The sequence below is a fragment of the Alicyclobacillus acidoterrestris genome (assembly GCF_022674245.1).
Classification (GTDB): Bacteria; Bacillota; Bacilli; order Alicyclobacillales; family Alicyclobacillaceae; genus Alicyclobacillus; species Alicyclobacillus acidoterrestris.
This window is the reverse complement of sequence record NZ_CP080467.1, coordinates 3,910,538-3,930,213: the sequence shown is the minus strand read 5'-3', so window position 1 is coordinate 3,930,213 and position 19,676 is coordinate 3,910,538. Positions and strand designations below refer to the sequence as shown.

At 50.3% G+C, this 19,676-nt stretch carries 11 protein-coding genes and 1 riboswitch; of the genes, 10 read left to right on the top strand and 1 reads right to left on the bottom strand.

The genetic code is table 11. From position 1 onward, the window contains the following. Positions 1-24: 24 nt before the first annotated feature. The 5 genes from K1I37_RS19290 to K1I37_RS19270 all read left to right on the top strand — a co-directional run bounded on the left by K1I37_RS19290 (position 25) and on the right by K1I37_RS19270 (position 9,295). Positions 25-1,200: an aminotransferase class I/II-fold pyridoxal phosphate-dependent enzyme gene (locus K1I37_RS19290; protein WP_021296577.1), complete on the top strand. Its 1,176-nt coding sequence runs from the start codon at positions 25-27 to the stop codon at positions 1,198-1,200. 465 nt (positions 1,201-1,665) lie between these two features. Further along, positions 1,666-1,751, top strand: a riboswitch (cyclic di-GMP riboswitch). Between the two features lie 75 nt (positions 1,752-1,826). After that, positions 1,827-3,590 (top strand): methyl-accepting chemotaxis protein, encoded by a 1,764-nt coding sequence (locus K1I37_RS19285; protein WP_021296575.1) that lies wholly within the window; start codon positions 1,827-1,829, stop codon positions 3,588-3,590. Between the two features lie 76 nt (positions 3,591-3,666). Next, positions 3,667-7,314: a non-ribosomal peptide synthetase family protein gene (locus K1I37_RS19280; RefSeq protein WP_021296574.1), complete on the top strand. Its 3,648-nt coding sequence runs from the start codon at positions 3,667-3,669 to the stop codon at positions 7,312-7,314. Positions 7,315-7,376: 62 nt separating this feature from the next. Beyond that, entirely contained in the window at positions 7,377-7,922 is a 546-nt protein-coding gene (locus K1I37_RS19275; protein WP_152498785.1) for a 4'-phosphopantetheinyl transferase family protein, read from the top strand. Between the two features lie 425 nt (positions 7,923-8,347). Continuing rightward, a complete protein-coding gene (locus K1I37_RS19270; RefSeq protein ID WP_021296571.1) occupies positions 8,348-9,295 on the top strand; it encodes a glycoside hydrolase family 130 protein in 948 nt (315 codons plus the stop codon). Positions 9,296-10,726: 1,431 nt separating this feature from the next. Here K1I37_RS19270 and K1I37_RS19265 read toward each other — a convergent pair. Next, on the bottom strand, positions 10,727-11,863 hold the full coding sequence (locus K1I37_RS19265; RefSeq protein WP_021296570.1) for a GntR family transcriptional regulator: 1,137 nt from the start codon (positions 11,861-11,863) through the stop codon (positions 10,727-10,729). A 406-nt stretch (positions 11,864-12,269) separates the two neighbouring features. Here K1I37_RS19265 and K1I37_RS19255 point away from each other — a divergent pair, with 406 nt between their 5' ends. The 5 genes from K1I37_RS19255 (at position 12,270) to K1I37_RS19235 (ending at position 19,673) form a co-directional block, all read left to right on the top strand. Further along, positions 12,270-13,670, top strand: coding sequence for an extracellular solute-binding protein (locus K1I37_RS19255; protein ID WP_031218659.1), 1,401 nt, complete (start codon positions 12,270-12,272; stop codon positions 13,668-13,670). Positions 13,671-13,793: 123 nt separating this feature from the next. Then, positions 13,794-14,726, top strand: coding sequence for a carbohydrate ABC transporter permease (locus K1I37_RS19250; RefSeq protein WP_051189460.1), 933 nt, complete (start codon positions 13,794-13,796; stop codon positions 14,724-14,726). A 52-nt stretch (positions 14,727-14,778) separates the two neighbouring features. Beyond that, positions 14,779-15,603, top strand: a complete 825-nt coding sequence (locus K1I37_RS19245; RefSeq protein ID WP_031218656.1) for a carbohydrate ABC transporter permease — start codon at positions 14,779-14,781, stop codon at positions 15,601-15,603. 35 nt (positions 15,604-15,638) lie between these two features. Further along, complete coding sequence (locus tag K1I37_RS19240) at positions 15,639-18,761, top strand: alpha-mannosidase (protein WP_021296566.1); 3,123 nt, start codon at positions 15,639-15,641, stop codon at positions 18,759-18,761. Between the two features lie 42 nt (positions 18,762-18,803). Continuing rightward, on the top strand, positions 18,804-19,673 hold the full coding sequence (locus tag K1I37_RS19235; protein WP_021296565.1) for a sugar phosphate isomerase/epimerase family protein: 870 nt from the start codon (positions 18,804-18,806) through the stop codon (positions 19,671-19,673). Positions 19,674-19,676: the final 3 nt, after the last annotated feature.

Genomic DNA, 19,676 nt, shown 5'->3' with positions numbered 1-19,676 from the left:
TTCATCAGCGGGGGGCTGCTTTACATGTTTAAGTCAACGAAGATTGAATATTTACCACCGAATGTGTTTCGCCGGCTAGAGGAGCGAAAAAACAAAGCCAGGCAGGATGGAAAATACGTGATCGACTGTGGCACGGCCAATCCAAGTGGCGCACCTCCTGCAGAAGTGGTACGGACGCTGCAAAAGGCTGTCGAAGTTACCGAAAACAGCCACTATGCGCCAAGTCACGGAACCAGGGAATTTCGCGAAGCAATCGCAAACTGGTACCGAGTGCGGTTCGACGTTGAAATCGACTCAGAATCAGAAGTGCACACGCTGCTTGGCTCCAAAGAGGGGCTGTTTAATATCTCACTGGCCTATTTAGGGCATCGGGATGTGGCGCTGATTCCTGATCCATCATTCCCGACCTATCACGACGGTGCGTATATGGCGGGGGCTGATATTTATCGCTTGCCTTTGCGTAAGGAGAATGGGTACTTACCGGATTTGGATAGCATTCCGCAGTTTATATTGAAGCGCTCCCGAATTTTATTCTTAAACTATCCACACAATCCCACAGGTGCTATGGCGCCACCTGAGTTTATCAAGGAAGCTATCGCGTTCGCGAAAGAGCACAAGATGATCATTTGTTACGACAATGCGTTTTCCGAACTTACCTTTGACGGAAAAATAGCACCGAGTTTCCTTGAATATGCTGGTGCGAAAGACGTCGGAATTGAACTGTTTACTTTCTCCAAAGCGTTCAATATGTCTGGGTGGCGGCTCGCGTTTGCGGTGGGTAACCGCCATCTCATTGGGTCTCTCATCGAATGCCACGCGGAGGCGCATACCGGAATGTTCCCAGCAATCCAATTGGCGGGCATCACCGCGTTAAAGGATGTTTGGCCAACGGGTTTCTTGGCGGAGCAGCGAAAGGATTATCAGCGAAAAAGGGATTATGCATTGCATAAGTTTGCACAAATCAACTGGCCTGTGGATAAGCCGGCAGGCGCGATTTATTTGTGGGTACCTATCCCCAAACGCATGACGTGTGAGGAGTTTGCCGAAATGCTTACAAAAAAGTACGGCTTACTGGTTGCCCCAGGCATCGGCTTTGGAGATACAGGAGAAGGGTTTATCCGAATGTCCATGACCTGCAAGTATGATGACTTTGAGCGAGCTGTTGATTATTTGTGCGAAGCGATTCAGACGTTGAGGTGAAGGCAATAAATGCATTGTGGATTCTGGGGATAAGTTATCCACTTGTCCACAATTATTCTGTGCATAACTTATCAGGCCCCAAAGCAGCAGTGTGTGTGTAACTCTGTGAAATCATTGGTCTGTGGATAAGTGTAGATATCTTTGCTGCACATACATCATATCTGAATTCCTCTTAAAAGGAAATGCGGAATTATATGAACAATAGTGAATTTTGTCGCTTTTTGTCGACAGCGGCAGAGGATCAAATGGCTGTTATTATTCGTCATTGTAGCTATTATCGGTATTTCTCCCGTTTCTTGACGTTGTCGAATCATGTAGAATGGATTAATATGGACAATGCGATTATATATTGGATAAGTAGGTTTAAATACTCAATTGTAGAAATGAGGTAACCCACCCACCAAACATATTGTGAGAGAGAACTGTAAGAAGCCGTCGTATTCACCCCTCTTTGAGTTTCATGAAATGAATAGTTGGCAAACCAGATGAAAATCTGGGACGCAAAGCTACGGGTCTAAAGATGTTTTGTCTATGATCGCCGGGTTGCACATTGAAATCGCGCATCCGGGTAAGGATGTGTCTTTTTTTGCATTTCTGGGGTGTATCAATGAGGAGGAATTGACAAAGTGAAGTTGGGGCGTAGGTCACTTAAATTGAATTTATCGTTCTTTACAAAAAATATACTATTTACAAGCATAAATATTATTGCGATTGGCGCCGCGTTAATCATCTCCAGTTACGTGATAGAGCGGAACATTCTCACCGCTACATTGCACAAACAAATTACCACGGTTACGGATACTTGGGAGAAGGGCGTCACGGCAAACGAAGTTGAACAAGCCATGGCTGAGAAGAGTTTTAATGGTCCGGTGAACCAAAAACTCCAGAAGTATTTTAATGAAATCTCTCAGTACAATCCGAATATCGCACAAGCATATTTGTTTGGTACAGAACTGAAAAATGGGGATGAAACCTCGATTATCTCCGCCCCGACCAAACTAACAAAGCAATTGGCTCAAGCGAAGATGAACGTCGGGGATATGTATCAACAGCCTCAAAACGTGGTCGTAGCCATTCAACACATGCTGCAGACGAGGCAGCCGGAATTTACTTCGGTATATAGCGACGGATTCGGCACATGGGAAACCATTGTTTATCCAATCACCGATTCATCAGGGCACATTTTCGCGTACTTTGGCGTTGATGCAGACGCCAGCATGTTGCCACAAGGGCTTCATAAGTTGCTCACGAATGGGATTATCTTATTGATTATCTTCTTGATCATCATTATTGCTGTCCAATATATCGTGTCTCGAAGGACGCTGGCTCCGATTAAGGATTTGGTGACAGGAATTCGCGAGGTCAGTGACGGGAACTTAGATATTCAAATTAAGACGCGAAATGACGACTTGGGCAAAGTGAACGAGCAGTTCAACGAAATGATTTCAAATATCAGGAACATGCTGGTAAAGGTGAAAGAAACGTCGCATTCTGTGACAGCTTCGGCGAAAGAATTAAATCAGGTGAACCAGCAAAACAGCCAGATATTTGAGGGGATTGCCCGTCACATTCAGGAAGTTGAGGCAAACGTCAAAACGCAAAATGAATCTACATTTGAGAGTGCGCGGGCAATGAGTGAAGTGGCTAGTGGGATTCAGTTGATTGCCGCTAGCGCGTCAGACGTGTCTGAAGTGGCTTATCAAATGGATCAGAAGTCGCATCAGGGTGAAGAGGCAATTCAGAATGCAGTGGAGCAAATGAAGCTCGCGACTTCAGAAGTTGAGCAAACCAAAGATGCAATTCAATTGTTAGAGAAGTACTCCAATGAAATTGGCACGATTACGAGTGTCATTCGGTCGATTTCCGAACAGACCAACTTGCTCGCGCTCAATGCGGCGATTGAAGCGGCGAGGGCAGGGGAGAACGGGCGAGGGTTCTCGGTTGTTGCAGGTGAGGTACGCAAACTGGCAGAACAGTCTCGTGAAGCGTCCAGTCAGATAAATGATCTCATTGAATCCACGCAAAGCGCGGTGAACGTGGCCGTTGAAGCCATTGAGAAGGGGACGAAGCAAGTAGAGACCGGTGCGAATATGGTCGAACACACTGGCAAGATATTTGAAGAGATTATGCAGTCTTCGCGCACTGTAGCCAATCAGATTACGAATGTGTCCAGTGCGGCCGAGGAAATTTCGGCGAACACGGAAGAAGTGACGGCGGCGGTGACCGACCTGTCCACTATCTCCGAACGTTCGTCGGAAAATGTGACAAATATCGCGGATGCGGTGAACGCACAAAAGAAATCGATGGATGTTCTGGCGGAATCGTCGAGCAAGTTGAATGAAATGGCGGAAGCGCTACAGGCAGCGATTGAGAAATTCGTGATTCAATAATCCGTAAACCGCCTATGTGGGTGTCCCCTCAAAGCAAGCGAGGGGGCACCCACTTTGAGGATAGGAGGATGTTCAAGTGAACCATGCACAGAGTGGAACCTCGATGAAATTACATACAGACTATCCGCTACAGACGAGGACATATCGGCACACTCAGGCCCCTTTTGTGACGCTTGGTGTCCCTGTCTCGCGAATCTCCCATCCCGATGAATTTTTTGTGAGTGTGTACTTGACGTGGTTGCATCGAATGACGAACGAAACAGAAGTTCACACGATTGCACATGTATCGGGCGGGTTAAAAAAGGTTGCGATAGACTTTGAGGCTGTCTCTTCCTTCCGCGAACTCTGCGATAAGGTACGCACTCAATTGTCCGCAGAAGTGTGCGCGACGGACGCTGAGATGGAGACTGTGGTCTGTGTCAATCGTGAGATAGATTCCGAACGGCCGTTGATGAGTTGGAATCTCGTTCAGTCAGACGAGGCGTATGTATTACGTGTATCGTATGACGAGTCTCTGTACAAATCGTCGACGATGGATGACTTCATTGGGTATTTCATCCGAATTCTCGATGAAGTCTCGGAAAACCCCACGGTTGCGCCGGATGATTTCGATATTGTCTCAGAGACCGACAAACGGCTGTATTTGGCGTTAAATGAAACCGATGGACCTTATCCGACGGACAAGACGATTCACGCGATGATTGAACAGGCTGCCAAGATGTACCCGACCCATGTAGCGCTGGAGTTTAACGGGGTTCAGCTGACCTATCAGTCGTTGGATGAACAGGCGAACCAATTGGCGAACCTGTTGTGTGCGAAGGGTGTCCAAAAAGGGACTTTTGTCGCGATTGTACTTGGAAGAAGTATTGAGATGATTATCAGTCTGTTGGCTATCCTGAAGGCGGGTGGCGTGTATGTGCCCATCGATCCGGCACATCCAGAGGACAGAAACGTCTACATCCTTCAAGATACGGCCGCGCCCTTTGTGGTGACGAACGAGGAATTCCGTCCGTACGTCAATCGGCTTCGTGCGGATTTGCCAACGCTTCAAGATGTTGTGATGATTCGACAGGACGAAGTTTACTTCCCCACTGCAAAGCCAGAGGTGTCGGTATCGCCGAGTGATTTGGCGTATGTGATTTATACGTCGGGATCGACCGGAAGGCCCAAAGGCGCTCTGCTCAAACACGCAGGTGCCGTGAACCTTGGCGTGGCATTTCAGCAACTCTTTTCCGTGACACCATCGGATGTGGTGACACAATTCTCCACCTTTAGCTTTGACGCAGCGGTGTGGGATACATTTGGCGCGCTCTTTTGGGGGGCCAAGCTGTACCTTCTCTCGTTTGAAGAGCGTCTGTCGTCAGAGGCGTTTCTACAAGCGCTCAGCCGGACGAAGACGACAATTGTACCGAGCATACCGACTGTGTTCTTCAATCAACTGGCACAGTATGACGGTTTGGCCGATTGCGACTTGTCTAAACTTCGGCACCTGAATGTCGCCGGAGACGCGATGTACGGCGAGAATGTACGGCGTTTTCAAAAGCGATTCCCCAAAAACGTTGTGGTTGGAAACCTATATGGGCCGACGGAAGCGACTGTATGTACCACAGCCTTTAAGATTACCGATGAGCTACCTGCCGACCTGGTTCACGTGCCGATTGGCAAGCCTATCATGAATTATCAGGTTCAGATTGTGAACCGCAAAAACAGACTGTGTCCGCCGTATGTTCCAGGTGAACTGCTAATATCGACGGTGGGGCTATCGGTCGGCTATCTGAACCAACCTGAAATCACTCAGCGCAGCTTTATCGAACACCCATTTGAGGCGGGGAAAGTCGCATATCGATCCGGCGACATCGTACGGCTGTTGCGCAACGGGAACATCGAGTATGTGGAAAGAAAGGACTCCCAAGTTAAAATTCGTGGGTATCGCGTAGAAATCGGGGAAATTGAAGATAAGCTCGCGAGCCTTGAGGATATGCAGGATATCGCAGTGGTGGCGCGCAAGGACACGACCAATGAAAAAATCCTCGTCGCCTTTTATTCGACGAAATCGGGTCATTCGATCTCGACGCAAGACATGAAAGAATTCTTAGCCGCGAGAGTGCCGAGTTACTTTATCCCGACGCACTTTGTGCACTTGCAGGAACTCCCGATTTCTCCGACGGGGAAGATTGACCGCAAGTCGCTTGCCGTGGTGGACTATACGCCACAATCGACGGTGACGGGGGAAGTGGTCTTGCCGGCGACAGAGACAGAACAATTGATCGCTAGCGCTTGGCAAGCGACATTGGGGCTCCACGCTATCGGCGTAGATGAAAACTTCTTTGAGATTGGTGGCACTTCCTTAAAAATTATCGATGTCCTGGTGAAGTTGAAACCTAGATTTCCAGGGGTCAGGATTGTCGACTTTTATGAGTGCCCAACCATTCGTACGTTGGCAGAGCGCATAGAGGGTCTCGCAGACGAACACGTTGCACCCGTACGTACTATCAAGGAAGGTACCATGAAGCAAGGCTCTACCCCGATTGCGCTTGAAGAACTGCCGACGGCTTTCGGGATCGACACCGAAACCGAATTGCCTGGGCTGCGCGACGTATTTATCACCGGTGCGACCGGCTACTTAGGGGCGCATTTGGTGCATGATTTGCTATCGGGATCGGATGCGACAGTCCATTGCCTTGTCCGAGGTACGACGAATCAAACAGGGTTAGAACGACTGCTGGAAACGCTCGCCCTTTACTTCGGGGAAGACTTTGCGAAGCAGCAAAGCGACAGGCTCTATGTGTATGAGGGGAACCTGCAGGCGCCAAGGCTGGGACTTGAGGAAAACCAATGGATATTCCTCACGAATACGCTGGACGCGATTGTTCACTGTGCTGCAGACGTGCGGCATTTTGGCGATAGACAGCATTTCGAGAAGACAAACGTCGAGGGGACCAAACATGTTTTAGAACTCGCGCGATCCACACCAGGCGTCCGATTCCACCATATCTCTACGGTGGGCATTCCGGAGGAGTTAGCACTGAGTGGACAATGGGCGTCCATTGCTAGCACGGGGCAATTTCCGAGCGGTTTGCACGTGGAAAATGTCTATACCGACTCGAAACTTCAGGCCGAAATGTTGGTTTACGATGCGGCGGAGACGGGATTGCAGGCGACTATCTACCGTATCGGGAACTTGGTCTGTCACTCGGAGACCGGACGATTTCAGAGAAACATCGACAGCAATGCGTTCTATCGCATGCTGAAGGCGATGTTACTCTTGGAGCGGGCGCCCCTCGTGGACTGGCACGTGGACATTACGCCAGTCGATTATGCAAGTGGGGTTATCTTGAAGCTGATGCAGGACAGTCGCACGTCAGGCAAAGTGTTTCACGTGTGTAATCCGACGCCGATTCACTACACCGCGATGATAGACATGATACGGGCGTGTGGCTACCATATTGAGTTGATGGACAATGCCGCGTATGTCAATTGGGTTTTGAATCAAACGGACGATCGCTATCAGGACGCGATTCAATTTGCTATCACACAGTTAGAAGGCGATGGGGCGATTGACTCTCCATACATCTTCGACTGTAAAAACGTCGAGGGACTGGTCGATAAGGCCCAGCTGAATCGAACGGCGGTCACGCAAGCGTTCTTTGAAAAACTGCTGGGTTACGCAGCTGAAATAGGCTACTTCCCGACGTCGCAACAAACAACTTCTCAAACGAGATAACGACTTGGGGCAAATGGGGTATCCATTTGCCCTGTGTATTTCAACAAGGGGCACGTGGTGCGATGGAACTCTATATCATGGACAACTACGATCCGCACATTCACCGAACGCAAGGGATAGTTCCCATCGTGTTTCGCAATTTTTATGGTCAGGACGTATCGCTTGAGAAGCTTCCGGCGGGCAAACCGAAGATACGGGAATCGCTTGGATTTGATTTTAATATTTCTCACGCCGACAAGATGATGATTTGTGGTGTGACACGGCACGGCATGATTGGCGTCGACATCGAGAAGGTGACAAATATCGATGTCTCGATAGCGTCTGAGTTCTTGACGCACGAGGAACGGCACTTCCTCATGCGAAATGGCAATGGGAATGTCGATGATTTCTTCAGGCTGTGGACGCTGAAGGAGGCATTTGTGAAAGCCATTGGCACGGGCATTACAGATGATCTCAAAGCGATCCAATTCGATGAGTCTGTCTTGCATCAAGCGTCCTTCTCTTTGAAGGAATGGCACTTTCGTACATTGATGCTGGGGAACTACCGCGTGTCAATTTGCACGAGTGAACCTCAAGACGAATTGCGGTTCATTCCATTGGCGTTGTGAGACGGTTGCCGCGTTGGGGCGCGTGTTCGTTCCCATGGTGGGGCCGATTTTTCAGATTATCGTGAAATTGTTGGGCGCCTGGGGTTTTGACTTGCCAACTCATCACAAGGGTTTTAAGATCAACAAAAAAGTCCTGATTCAACATGTCAGCACGATGACATGGCGGGCGGGACAGCAGATGTGACCGCACATCCGCTCCAGAGAGTCTGTTTTGAAGGGAGAGAAATACGTTCGCGTTTCATGGTTCTCCACGCTGATGAACTTCTCCGCAACGTTCAACTCACATTCACACACATCATTCCAGCATAGAAGTCGACAAGTTCACACAGGAAAACACGCGAAGATGGCACATATACAAAAACAGATTGACGACGTTACTGATATCTGTGCGATTGCCTTAATGGGATATTGGAGGAATTGATTGCATGACATCGGTTGTCCGATTTCCAATCGGTCCGTTTCGCAAGTATGAGCACAACCCGATTATGACACCGCAAGGCGAAACGTGGGAAGCGAAAGACTTGTTTAATCCGACGGCCGTCGTCCGGGACGAAAAGGTTTATATGCTGTACCGCGCCGAGGACAATACCGGCCCTGGCGCGTGGAACGGCACATCCCGAATCGGCCTGGCTGTCAGTGAGGATGGCATTCATTTTGAGCGCTATCCTGATCCGGTACTAGTTCCCACAGAGCCATACGAACTGCCTGGGGGATGTGAAGACCCGCGAATCACGCAGGTTGGCGACACCTATTATCTGACCTATACCGCGTTTGATGGAGACGGTGCGTACTTGTGTTTGGCCACGTCCAACGACTTGTTTCACTGGACGAAGCACGGCATTCTCTTTTCGACGTGGACGGGCGGAATGAATAAGGTATGGTCAAAATCCGGCGCGATTCTGCCGCAGCCGCTGGACGGTCGTTACGTCATGTACTTTGGTGATACAAACATCTGGGTGGCCTATTCGGAGGATTTAATCCATTGGACGCCGGATCCACAACCGGTCATCACCCCGTCAGCCCACCCAGATGACTTCGACAGTGCGCTCGTGGAACCGGGCCCGCAACCCATTCTCACGGACGAAGGCATTCTGCTGATTTACAACGCAGCTCGTATGGTCACGGAAGCGGACGATCCCGCCCAGGGCAAGATGCGCTACTCCGCCGGGCAAGTGCTGTTCGACAAGGACTGTCCGTCGCAGGTGCTTCGACGGACCAAGTTGCCATTTTTCGTCCCCGGTACCGCGGACGAAATCGTCGGCCAGGTGGACAACGTGGTATTCGTAGAGGGACTCGTGTCTTACCGCGATTCCTACTATTTGTACTACGGCATGGCCGACTCGAAAATTGGCGTGGCGATTTATGAGCCCTGATGAACAGCCCATCCGGATTCGGATGGGCTGGTGGGGGGTGAGGGGGTCATATATTGCGTATTCGCCAGTAATCCACAGATATATAGCGTTATCAACAGTGTTGTCCACAGGGTTATCCACATAACCTAGAAGGTCGATGTACAATGCCATGCCTTCAGCGACTGACGCACGTGGGAACGATATGCTGCGAAGCCTGCGCAGGCCTGTCGAGGCCTGTCGAGGCCTGTCTGGGACGCATGCGTGCGGTATGAATGCTGCAGGGACGTCGCCTGAATACCGCAGAATGCCGCATGAGTGTCTTAATAAGACATTCATGTGTAGTTCGGGGCCGATAAGGCATGAAAAGTGCACTATTCTCGCGCTTTTGCACGATTTCGGGCGGCATTTGGGTAGATAAGGTATTTTACGTGTCTTAATTCCGTGAAATATACCGTAATTCCGTAAATAAGGCAGAAATTCTGCCCTATTTCAGCGGCCTACTGACTATGAGGCGTGCTCTATCTCGACGACAAGAAAACAGATATCGTCTTTATCACGTTAAACGTTAAACAAGTCGGAGAAGGTTTTCTCGCCGTCAACACTGTACGACGACTACGCGATTAATGAAAGGCTGTTCCTTGTTTGTGCGGGAGTTCAAAGAGCAAAATGGTGTAGGGCGGCATTTATATTGGTGGCAAACAGAGGGATAGTCTGAATACTGAAGCATCCCTGCAATGGGAACAAAGTGATCGCTTGATAGTAACAGTGCATCCCACCGTAACTTTCAGAAGTACAGGCTTATGATGGTGGAAAAGCCGAATGTATTATGGATTGTGTAAGATCACCGAATCAGTTTCTATCTTCCTGGTTCGGTGACTCTACAAATCCACATGGGCCATTCGGCGAAGCAATTCAAGTTTAAACTAAAAAAGCGGCACCCCATCGAATAGACTTGTCCAGTAAGTTTTAATCCTGAACCAAAACAAAAGAGTTTCCTTCGCTGTCCTTAAAGATGGCTTGTTTGCCCCAAGGCTGTTGAGTAGGACGCTCAGTAAATTCTACACTACGACTGTAAACTCATCATAAGTCTGATCAATGTTGTCCGTACTAAGGGATGCCATCGCGAAACCGCCGATATGCTCTTCCATGCCCGGCAGGGTAAATAACACAAATGCTGTCTCACGGTAAGGTCAGGCCACTTCTATCCATCTTGAACCATTTCCAAAAGGTTGGTCAGTCAAGCCTTCGCAACCGAGCTTTTCAGTATAGAATTTTAGCGCCCTGTCTTGGTTAGCGACAGGAATTGTACAGAATTTGATTTTCATCATAGTACTCTCCGTCTTAAGCCACTGCGTATTTCGTGTCGGTTCCCTTTGGATAGGACCAAATCGATGTAGTCTAGTATTCCCACCTGGCGGTGAACACGATCATCGGCGTCAGGGCTCCTGATATTCAAATCATCCCGCATACTGACGGTGCGGCGGAAGAGCGTCCTGTCACAAGTTTCCCCGGTAGCAAAATTGATGTTTCACCATCACTTTTTTCTTCACGAATAATCCGTAACAACATATCAACCGCCTTGGCGCCAATCTGTTTCTGTTCCTGTGCAATGTGAGTGAATTCACCACGATGTGCAAGCTTTGGACTGTCAAAGCAGACGACGGATAAATCATCCGGGATGGATAAATTCATCTCACGGCAGATGTCATCCAAAATGCTTGCGAAAACGTACTCCGTGGCCACGATGGCTGTTAACTCATTATGTTGAGCGAGATAATTTTGGATAGTGCGACGTACTTCGGGTCCGTCTGGAGAATTTACTGCACCGCCCGTTGGCAACGTTGATAGGTTGAGCGGCGGTTCATACGGGATGCCGTGGTCTTCAAGTGCGGCTAAATACCCAGCGAACCTATCCTCGAGCGTCGCCGTCGCCGTTACCCCTGGAGAAATAAAGCCAATGTGTCGATGGCCAAGGTCAATGAGATGTTTTGTCAGTTCATAAGCGGCGGCATGATTGTCTGTCGTCACATACGGGACGTGGATTTTATCGAGGCGCTTGTCAACGAGGACAAGTGGAAAGTTTTCGACGTGAAGCCGCAGCAACTCTTCGTTGTAGAATTCACCGTACACCGGATTGACCAGAAGCCCGTTGACACCTGCTTGGACGGCTCGGCGAATCGCTGTTTCTTCAGCTTCCTGTGACTGGTTCGTAAAGCTGACCAATACAGACCAGTTTGCAGCCTCAGCCTGTGCGATGGCAGAAGTTAGGACGTCAATGCCAAAATCGTCAGTGACATCTGGCAGGATAAAGCCGATCAAGGGACGGTTATCTTCGCTCTCCATCGGTTCACTTGAGAAGTCAGCACCGTATTTGTCAGCCACGAATGATCCCTTGCCGGGATACCGAAGGATGAAACCCTCCTGTGCCAGTTTTTGCAGTGCGCGATGCACAGTGATCCGACTTACATGTAATTGCTCTGCGAGTTCCTTTTCAGTGGGGAGTTGACTCCCAGGTGTGAACTCGCGAGCGAGAATCCGCTTTCGAATGGCTTGGTAGATTTCATTTTGTAAGGGTGCTCCGGATCTCAACCAGCACATATCCTTTCAGCAGTGGGGTTAGTCAGTAACATAAGTATAGTATACATTTGATACAAATCAATTACTTGGATACAAAATGTATCGCCAATTTGCGATTTTATTTGCATCCCAAATTGCCGAGGAATTCGCTTGGTCCTTGTGATAAAAGGTTTATCAGCTGTTTTGTTGAATTATGTCGATAAATAAATGCTTGCCCACCCATTGAACAAAATAGATACAATATATATATTTGATACTAATTAAATTGGCGGATAACTCAGACAGTTGGAATCCTTTGCTATGTGTATTCAGGGTTCTGGTGAGTTATCAATGTAAGCCCTTTCATACACTTGCTACAGAGTCGAGGATGTTCAGATTTGTGATGTTGATGACTTTGAAAACGTTTGGGGGAGACAAAATGGCGAAGCGTCTTATTGGTGCCGTATCAAGTATCGCATTGGCAGGGCTCGTGCTGGGCGGGTGCGGGACGACGCCTGCGTCCGGATCGGGAGGAAATGGATCGTCCAATTCATCGTCCGGTGGCGGCTCAAGCAACACCATCACGGTTGCGTATCAGCAATTTGGCAAACCGCCGTATTTCAACGAGGAATGGTTGCAGCAATCTGCGAAAGCGTTCGAGAAGGACCATCCTGGGGTCACAGTGAAGTTGGAGCCGATTGAGGCGTCCGAGAATGACTTTTACACGAAGATTGACCTCATGATGAAATCAGCCAGCACCGCGCCGGACGTTGTGACAGAGGATACGTTTTTGATTAATGCGGACGGATCAGCCGGGTACTTACAGCCTTTGAATGACGACGTGAACAACTGGTCTGACTGGTCACAGTTTAGCGATGCCATGAAGTCTGGTTCAACCTCGAATGACGGCACGATTTACGGTGTGCCGTACAGCACTGATACGCGCGGCCTCTATTACGACGTCAACATCTTCAAAAAGGCCGGGTTGCCTGTGCCGTGGAACCCGAAGAATTGGAACGACGTCATCAACGCTGCGAAGGCCATCAAGGCTAAGGTTCCAGGCGTGATCCCATTCTATTGCCAGGTGGGTAAGGCAACTGGCGAAGCAACGACGATGCAGACGTTCGAGATGTTACTCTACGGCACAAACGATACCTTGTATGACACGAAGACCAACAAATGGATTGTTCAAAGCCCTGGATTTTTGGATTCCTTGAAGTTCATTCAAACGATTTACTCGCAAAACCTGGGTCCGAGCCTCTCTACTGTGCTCAACGCGCAAGCTGGCAACACCGAAGTACAGGAACTCATGCCGAAACAGCAAATCGGCATCGCAATCGACGGAAACTGGCTGCCCGGCAACTGGTTGTCGAACGGTGCATCGCCGTGGCCTGACGGCACGAAGGATTACCAGTTGACCGCGATGCCGACTGAAAACGGCCAAGCGCCTGGATACACCTCTATGTCAGGCGGTTGGGCATTGTCCATTTCCAAGCTTTCGAAAAATCAGAAGCTGGCTTGGGAGTTCATTCAGACGGCATGCAACAAGCAAAACATGGAATGGTATGACATTAATCAAGGAAACCTGACACCTCGTAATGACATTGCAAGCGATTCGAAGTACCAAAATGCGCCAGGACAATTTTTTAAAGAGGCGACCAGCTTTACGAAGTTCACGCATTTCAGACCTGCAAACTCGCAATATCCAAGTGTTTCGACTCAAATTCAAACGGCTGTTGAGTCCGTGGCCACGGGGGCTTCTACACCAGAGCAGGCGATGCAACAGTACACGAACAACGTGCAGCGCATCGTCGGAGCAGGGAACACGGAAACCAAGTAAAACTTGGCCAGGGCGTGGACAGGTGCACGTTTTGCTGGTGAAAATGCGCACCTGTCTGCCCCACGTGTGACCCAGGCCTGGTGCAAGCGAAGTCATGGATTTCGAGGAGGGATTAAAGCGGTGATGGGCAACGCTAGTGTTGACGTAGTTTCGCAGCCAAGCAAATCGAAGTCAAAGCGCGGTTTCCGCGCCGGTCACACTGGTTGGCGCGCGGCTTTGTTTATGCTCCCTTCGTGGGTGCTGCTGCTCGTATTCTTTTTCGTCCCAATTTTGCTGACATTCTATTTTGCCTTTACGAACTTGTCTCTCACAGGCGCGTCGAGCGCCGCCACACAGTTTGTGGGCTTTCGCAACTTCGCTTCCATGTTTGCTGATCCGACATTTCGCATAAGCGTCTTAAAGACTATCATTTTCCTTATTTTCTCGGCGGTCATCGGACAGCAAGTCCTTGGACTCTTGCTTGCCATTCTCATGAATGAGCGAAACAGAGTGTTTCGCAGTGTCATCGGCGTCCTTGTTCTGGCTGGATGGGTTACGCCCGAGATTGTCGTTGCGTTCATTTTCTTCGCCTTTTTCAGCAACAACGGCACGTTTGACATGATCCTTGGTTGGTTTCATATCAAGGCAATCGCTTGGCTCTACACCTTTCCTATGGTGTCCGTTGTCGTAGCGAACATTTGGCACGGAACCGCGTTTTCCATGCTTGTCTATCAAGCAGCCTTGGGCGATGTTCCGAAAGAGATTCTCGAGTCCGCGGAAATTGACGGAGCCGGACGTTTTCAACGGCTGTTTCGCGTGACATTACCAGTCATTAAGGGCTCTATTGCGACGAACATGGTCCTCATCACGCTGCAAACCTTGGGGCTGTTCACCTTGATTTACTCCCTTACAGGCGGCGGCCCTGGCAACAAGACGGAAACGCTCCCAATTTACATGTACCAACAGGCATTCTCCGATTATCAGCTCGGTTATGGAACGGCTATTTCGCTCATTCTCCTCGTCATTGGCATCATCGCAAGCTTCGTTTACATGCGGATGCTCAAAATTGAAATGTGACGGACCCATCGCCTATATTCAGCATTTTGAGAGGAGGAATGGAATGATGCGCATGAACCGTTTTACAACGGATAAAGTGCTTGCACACGTCATCCTTGTCCTTATCGGCATCGCATTTGTCGTACCGCTCTTGTGGATGATCTTTGCATCGTTTCAGCCAAACGCGACTTTATCCTTGCAAATTTCCAAACAGTGGTCTTTGTCCAACTTCGGCTCAATTTTGACCGATCCGGCGAATCAGCGCGCGTTTTTGAACGGCATTCTCCTGTCGATCGGGCAGTCCATCATCGTCGTCGTTGTGGCGGGACTGGCGGCGTACCCGCTGTCCAGGTATCAGCTGAAATACAAGCGGCCATTCATGTATGTCATTTTGTTCTCGACAAGCTTGCCCATCACGGCCGTGATGGTTCCTGTTTACGAACTATTCGTCTTCATACACATGACCGACTCGTTGTTTTGGACCATGATGTTCCTGTCCGCCTCAGGCCTTCCTTACGCCATTTGGATTATGAAAAACTTCATGGATTCCGTGCCAATTGAACTCGAAGAGGCTGCATGGACAGACGGCGCATCTACTTTGACAAGTCTGCGAAGCGTCGTGGCTCCCCTCATGATTCCAGGGATCTTCACGGTTGGCATCTTTACGTTTGCAGGCAGTTGGGGGAACTTTTTCGTTCCGTTCATTCTGATTCAAACGCCGGCAAAACTCCCGGCTTCCGTGACAATATTCCAGTTCTTTGGTCAGTACGGATCAGTTGAATATGGACAGTTGGCGGCATTCTCCATGCTGTACACCATCCCGGCTGTTCTCTTGTACATCTTAGGGCAGAGGTATATGTCCAGAGGATTTAGCTTTGGCGGCGCCACAAAAGGGTAAGCCGTTTGGCTCGAGTCATGATAGGAGGAATATCGTTGTTTTGGACAGAGGAAAAACTAGGAGCTCGCATTCGTGAACTTTCTGAATATCGATATCGCGACGCCATAGAGCTTACTGATATGAAGTGTAAAGAAGATGAACATGGCGCAGTCGGCCAGAGACCCGCTGAAGACGGCGAGTGGCGACCTATTTCGGTCGGCGATACTTGGGTTGGCCGAGACAGGTATCTTTGGATCACGGCAAGCGCTGTGCTTCCTGCGAGTTGGGGACACAGGTCCCCGTTAGGTCGTTTTGATTTTGGCAAGACAGGCGGGGGAAACAACTCCGGATTTGAGTCGCTGCTCTATGTCAACGGGCAACCGTATCAAGGTGTTGATGCAAATCACCAGGAGGTGTTTTTCGATAAGGCTCTGGCGGGATCGACCGTGCAATTGGATTTTCGCCTTTGGTCGGGCCTCGAGGGCGGTGGCAAGCCGACACCTCAGGAACACAAGGTGAAGCGGGCGGAAATTGCCTGGCTCGATGCAGATGTAGATGACTTGTATTACACGGCGAAGGCGGCCTTAGAGACGGTTCAGGTATTGCCTGAAGAGCACCCGGACAGGACGCAGCTCATCGAAGCGCTTGAGCAGGCGTTTCGTATGATTGACTGGCGTGTCCCTGGCTCAGATTTCTTTTATGCATCTGTTCAGGAGGCAAGAGGAGGGCTGCGTGAGGGAATAGAGGGCATTTCACGCCATCGCGCCGTCACGGTGACAGCTTTAGGGCATACGCACATCGACGTGGCGTGGCTTTGGAGATTGAGGCATACGAGAGAGAAAGCGGCGAGAGCGTTCTCGACAGTGCTTCGGTTGATGGAGAAGTATCCGGAGTATGTGTTCTTGCAGACGCAGCCTCAGCTTTACGACTATATCAAGCAGGATTATCCGGAGATTTACGAGCAAATTAAGCAGCGAGTGAATGAAGGAAGATGGGAAGCGGCAGGGGCGATGTGGCTTGAAGCGGATTGCAACCTCACTTCAGGCGAATCGCTTGTGCGGCAAATCCTGTTTGGAACCCGTTTCTTCGAAAGGGAGTTTGGACGCAAGAGCACGTACTTGTGGCTTCCGGATGTGTTTGGATACAGTTGGGCGTTGCCTCAGATCTTGAAGAAGTCCGGAATTGACACGTTCATGACGACGAAGATCAGCTGGAACCAGTACAACCGCATGCCGCACGATACATTTGTGTGGAGGGGCATGGACGGATCGGAAGTGTTGGCGCACTTCATCACAACGCCGGAAATCGATAACCCGAAGATGTGGTGGTACACGTACAACGGTCAAATCACCCCGTACACGGTGCAAGGGATTTGGAAGAGTTACCGCGACAAGTCGGTAAACCGGGAATTGCTGTTGTCCTACGGTTACGGAGACGGAGGCGGCGGCGTCAACCGAGAGATGCTGGAGATGCGCAGACGGCTTGAAGATATGCCGGGTCTTCCGAAAGTACAGACGGGGCGCGCAGATGCGTATTTTGAACGCTTGCACGAGACGGTGAAAGCCTCAGAGACGTACGTCCACACGTGGGACGGCGAGCTGTACCTGGAGTATCACCGCGGGACGTATACGAGCCAGGCGTACAACAAGCGCAAGAACCGCGAGCTTGAGCTGTTGTACCGCGAGACAGAGTGGCTGTCTGTGCTCGGGTGCGCGCTGAAGCAGGATTGGCAGTCGTATGCATGTGCAAGTCTTAACGCTGGGTGGAAAATCATCCTTCGCAATCAGTTTCACGATATTATTCCGGGATCATCTATCCACGAAGTCTATGAAGACAGCCGCGAGGAATATCAGAAAGCAGAGGATATCGCAAGGCGCGTCTGGCGCGAGGCCGCCAATGGGCTTGTTTCCAGCGGGACAGAAGGCGTGTATACGATTTTCAATTCGGCCCCTTGGACCGCGTCCGGCTTGGTTCGCATCGAAGGCGCATTTACAGGCGGGCAATTTGTCGACGCAAAGGGCGAGGCGTTGACGACACAGGTCATCGGCGGCGGTGTGCTTGTTCAAGTCGAGGATCTGCCGGCTTTGGGCTTTGCAACCATTCGGTTTGTTTCGTCGGAAGGGTCTGAGTCTTTGCCGACGCTGTTTGCGAGAGCGGATAACTCTTTGACAACGCCGCATTACTACATTCAGTGGAACCAGCACGGGCAGCTCGACAGGATTTACGACATTGAAGCGGACAGGGAAGTGCTGAAGCCGGGCGAGCGGGGGAACGTTTTTCAGGTCTTCGAAGACAAACCGATGATGTTCGACGCTTGGGACATCGATATTTTCTACCAGGAAAAGATGCGGGAAGTGAACGATTTCCTCGGTGCTGAAGTTGTCGAGGAAGGACCGCTTTCCATCAAAGTTCGCTTTGCCTGGAAGTACGGCCAATCGACGATTACACAGGACTTGACGGCATATGCGGACAATCGGCGGTTGGACTTTGAGACGACGGTCGATTGGCACGAGCGGGAGCAACTTTTGAAAGTGGCGTTTCCGGTCGACATTCGGGCCACGGAGGCGACGTACGATATCCAGTTTGGCAATGTGAAGCGGCCGACGCACTGGAACACGAGCTGGGATCAAGCGCGCTTTGAGACGGTTGCGCACCAGTGGGTGGACTTGTCGGAGCGCGGGTACGGCGTCAGCTTGCTCAACAACTGCAAGTATGGACACGACGTCAAGGACAACGTGATGCGCCTCTCGCTGATCAAATCTGCTACTTACCCGGACGTTGAGGCGGATCAAGGGAAGCACGAGTTCACTTACGCCTTGTTGCCGCACCAGGGAGACTGGTATGAAGGTGGAACGGTGCAGGCTGCATGGTTCTTGAACAACCCGTTGACTTACTGTGAAGGCGGCACCGGGAAGGATGCGTTCAGCCTCTTCCAAATTTCAGCTCATCACGTCATGGTCGACGCTGTCAAACGAGCGGAAGACGAGGGCAAGTTGGTTGTTCGCCTGCACGATTTTTCCGGCGGCCGCGATGTCATTCAGGTGACGAGCGGACTCCGCGTAAAGAGCTGGCAAGAATGCGACTTGCTTGAGCGGCCTATCGGCGAAAAGACAACCAACCCGCATCTGACGTTTTCATTGAACCCGTACGAAATCAAGACGTTTCTTGTCGAGCTATAAGCAGCTTATGCAAACATGATGGAACTGAGAGGAGACGATGTCATGAACACACCGATTGGCGCCAGAATTCCGTCTAAATTGAGGGCAGAGGGGATGCCGCGTGTTTCGGAATTGTTGAAATCGATTGGATTAACTGCCATTGATCTGCCGGAGATAAATGAGGAAATTGCTGAAGTCTGCCGTCGCAAAGAATTGACCATCGGAACGGTGGACTTAAAGGATGTCGCCCAAACGATTTCACGCGACAGCGATAAGCGCAAGCGAGCTGTAGAAAGCGTCTGTAATCAGATTGCCCAAATCTCTCGCCTTGGCGGCAAGGTCGCTTTTGTCTGCCTTGTGCCTGAGGATGTGTATCAGCCGATTGCCGCGTCACTTGAATATTTTGAGGAGTCGTTTCCGGCCATTGCTAAGACATGCGAGGAAAACGGGGTTCGTATAGCGATTGAAGGGTGGCCTGGACCCGGACCGCATTACCCGACGCTAGGCTACACTCCAGAAGTGTGGCGCGCCATGTTCCGTGCAGTGCCGTCGAGCGCTTTGGGATTATGTTTCGATCCGTCACATCTCATTCGCCTCGGCATTGACTATCTTCGCGTCTTTGACGAATTTTCGGACAGAATCGTCCACTGTCATGGCAAAGACACGGAGCTGCTTCACGAGCAGCAGTACTTGTACGGGATCATGGCCGCCCGCCTGGATGCGGCACCCGCATTTTCAGAAGGGCCATGGAGATACTGCATTCCCGGCACGGGCGAAGTGGATTGGGCCCGTGTGGCGTATCGCTTGCAACGCATCGATTACAAGGGCTGTGTATCGATTGAGTTGGAGGATGCGCGGTACTTTGGAACCTTAGACGATGAGTTGAATGGGATTCGCAAGGCTTATGCGCATCTCAGCGGACACATTTCCTAATTT

What these genes read in the sequence shown, in the direction of transcription:
- K1I37_RS19235 (WP_021296565.1), top strand. Translation starts at nt 18,804, where the DNA reads ATGAACACACCGATTGGCGCCAGAATTCCGTCTAAATTGAGGGCAGAG.
- K1I37_RS19290 (WP_021296577.1), top strand. Translation starts at nt 25, where the DNA reads ATGTTTAAGTCAACGAAGATTGAATATTTACCACCGAATGTGTTTCGC.
- K1I37_RS19255 (WP_031218659.1), top strand. Translation starts at nt 12,270, where the DNA reads ATGGCGAAGCGTCTTATTGGTGCCGTATCAAGTATCGCATTGGCAGGG.
- K1I37_RS19250 (WP_051189460.1), top strand. Translation starts at nt 13,794, where the DNA reads ATGGGCAACGCTAGTGTTGACGTAGTTTCGCAGCCAAGCAAATCGAAG.
- K1I37_RS19270 (WP_021296571.1), top strand. Translation starts at nt 8,348, where the DNA reads ATGACATCGGTTGTCCGATTTCCAATCGGTCCGTTTCGCAAGTATGAG.
- K1I37_RS19275 (WP_152498785.1), top strand. Translation starts at nt 7,377, where the DNA reads ATGGAACTCTATATCATGGACAACTACGATCCGCACATTCACCGAACG.
- K1I37_RS19245 (WP_031218656.1), top strand. Translation starts at nt 14,779, where the DNA reads ATGAACCGTTTTACAACGGATAAAGTGCTTGCACACGTCATCCTTGTC.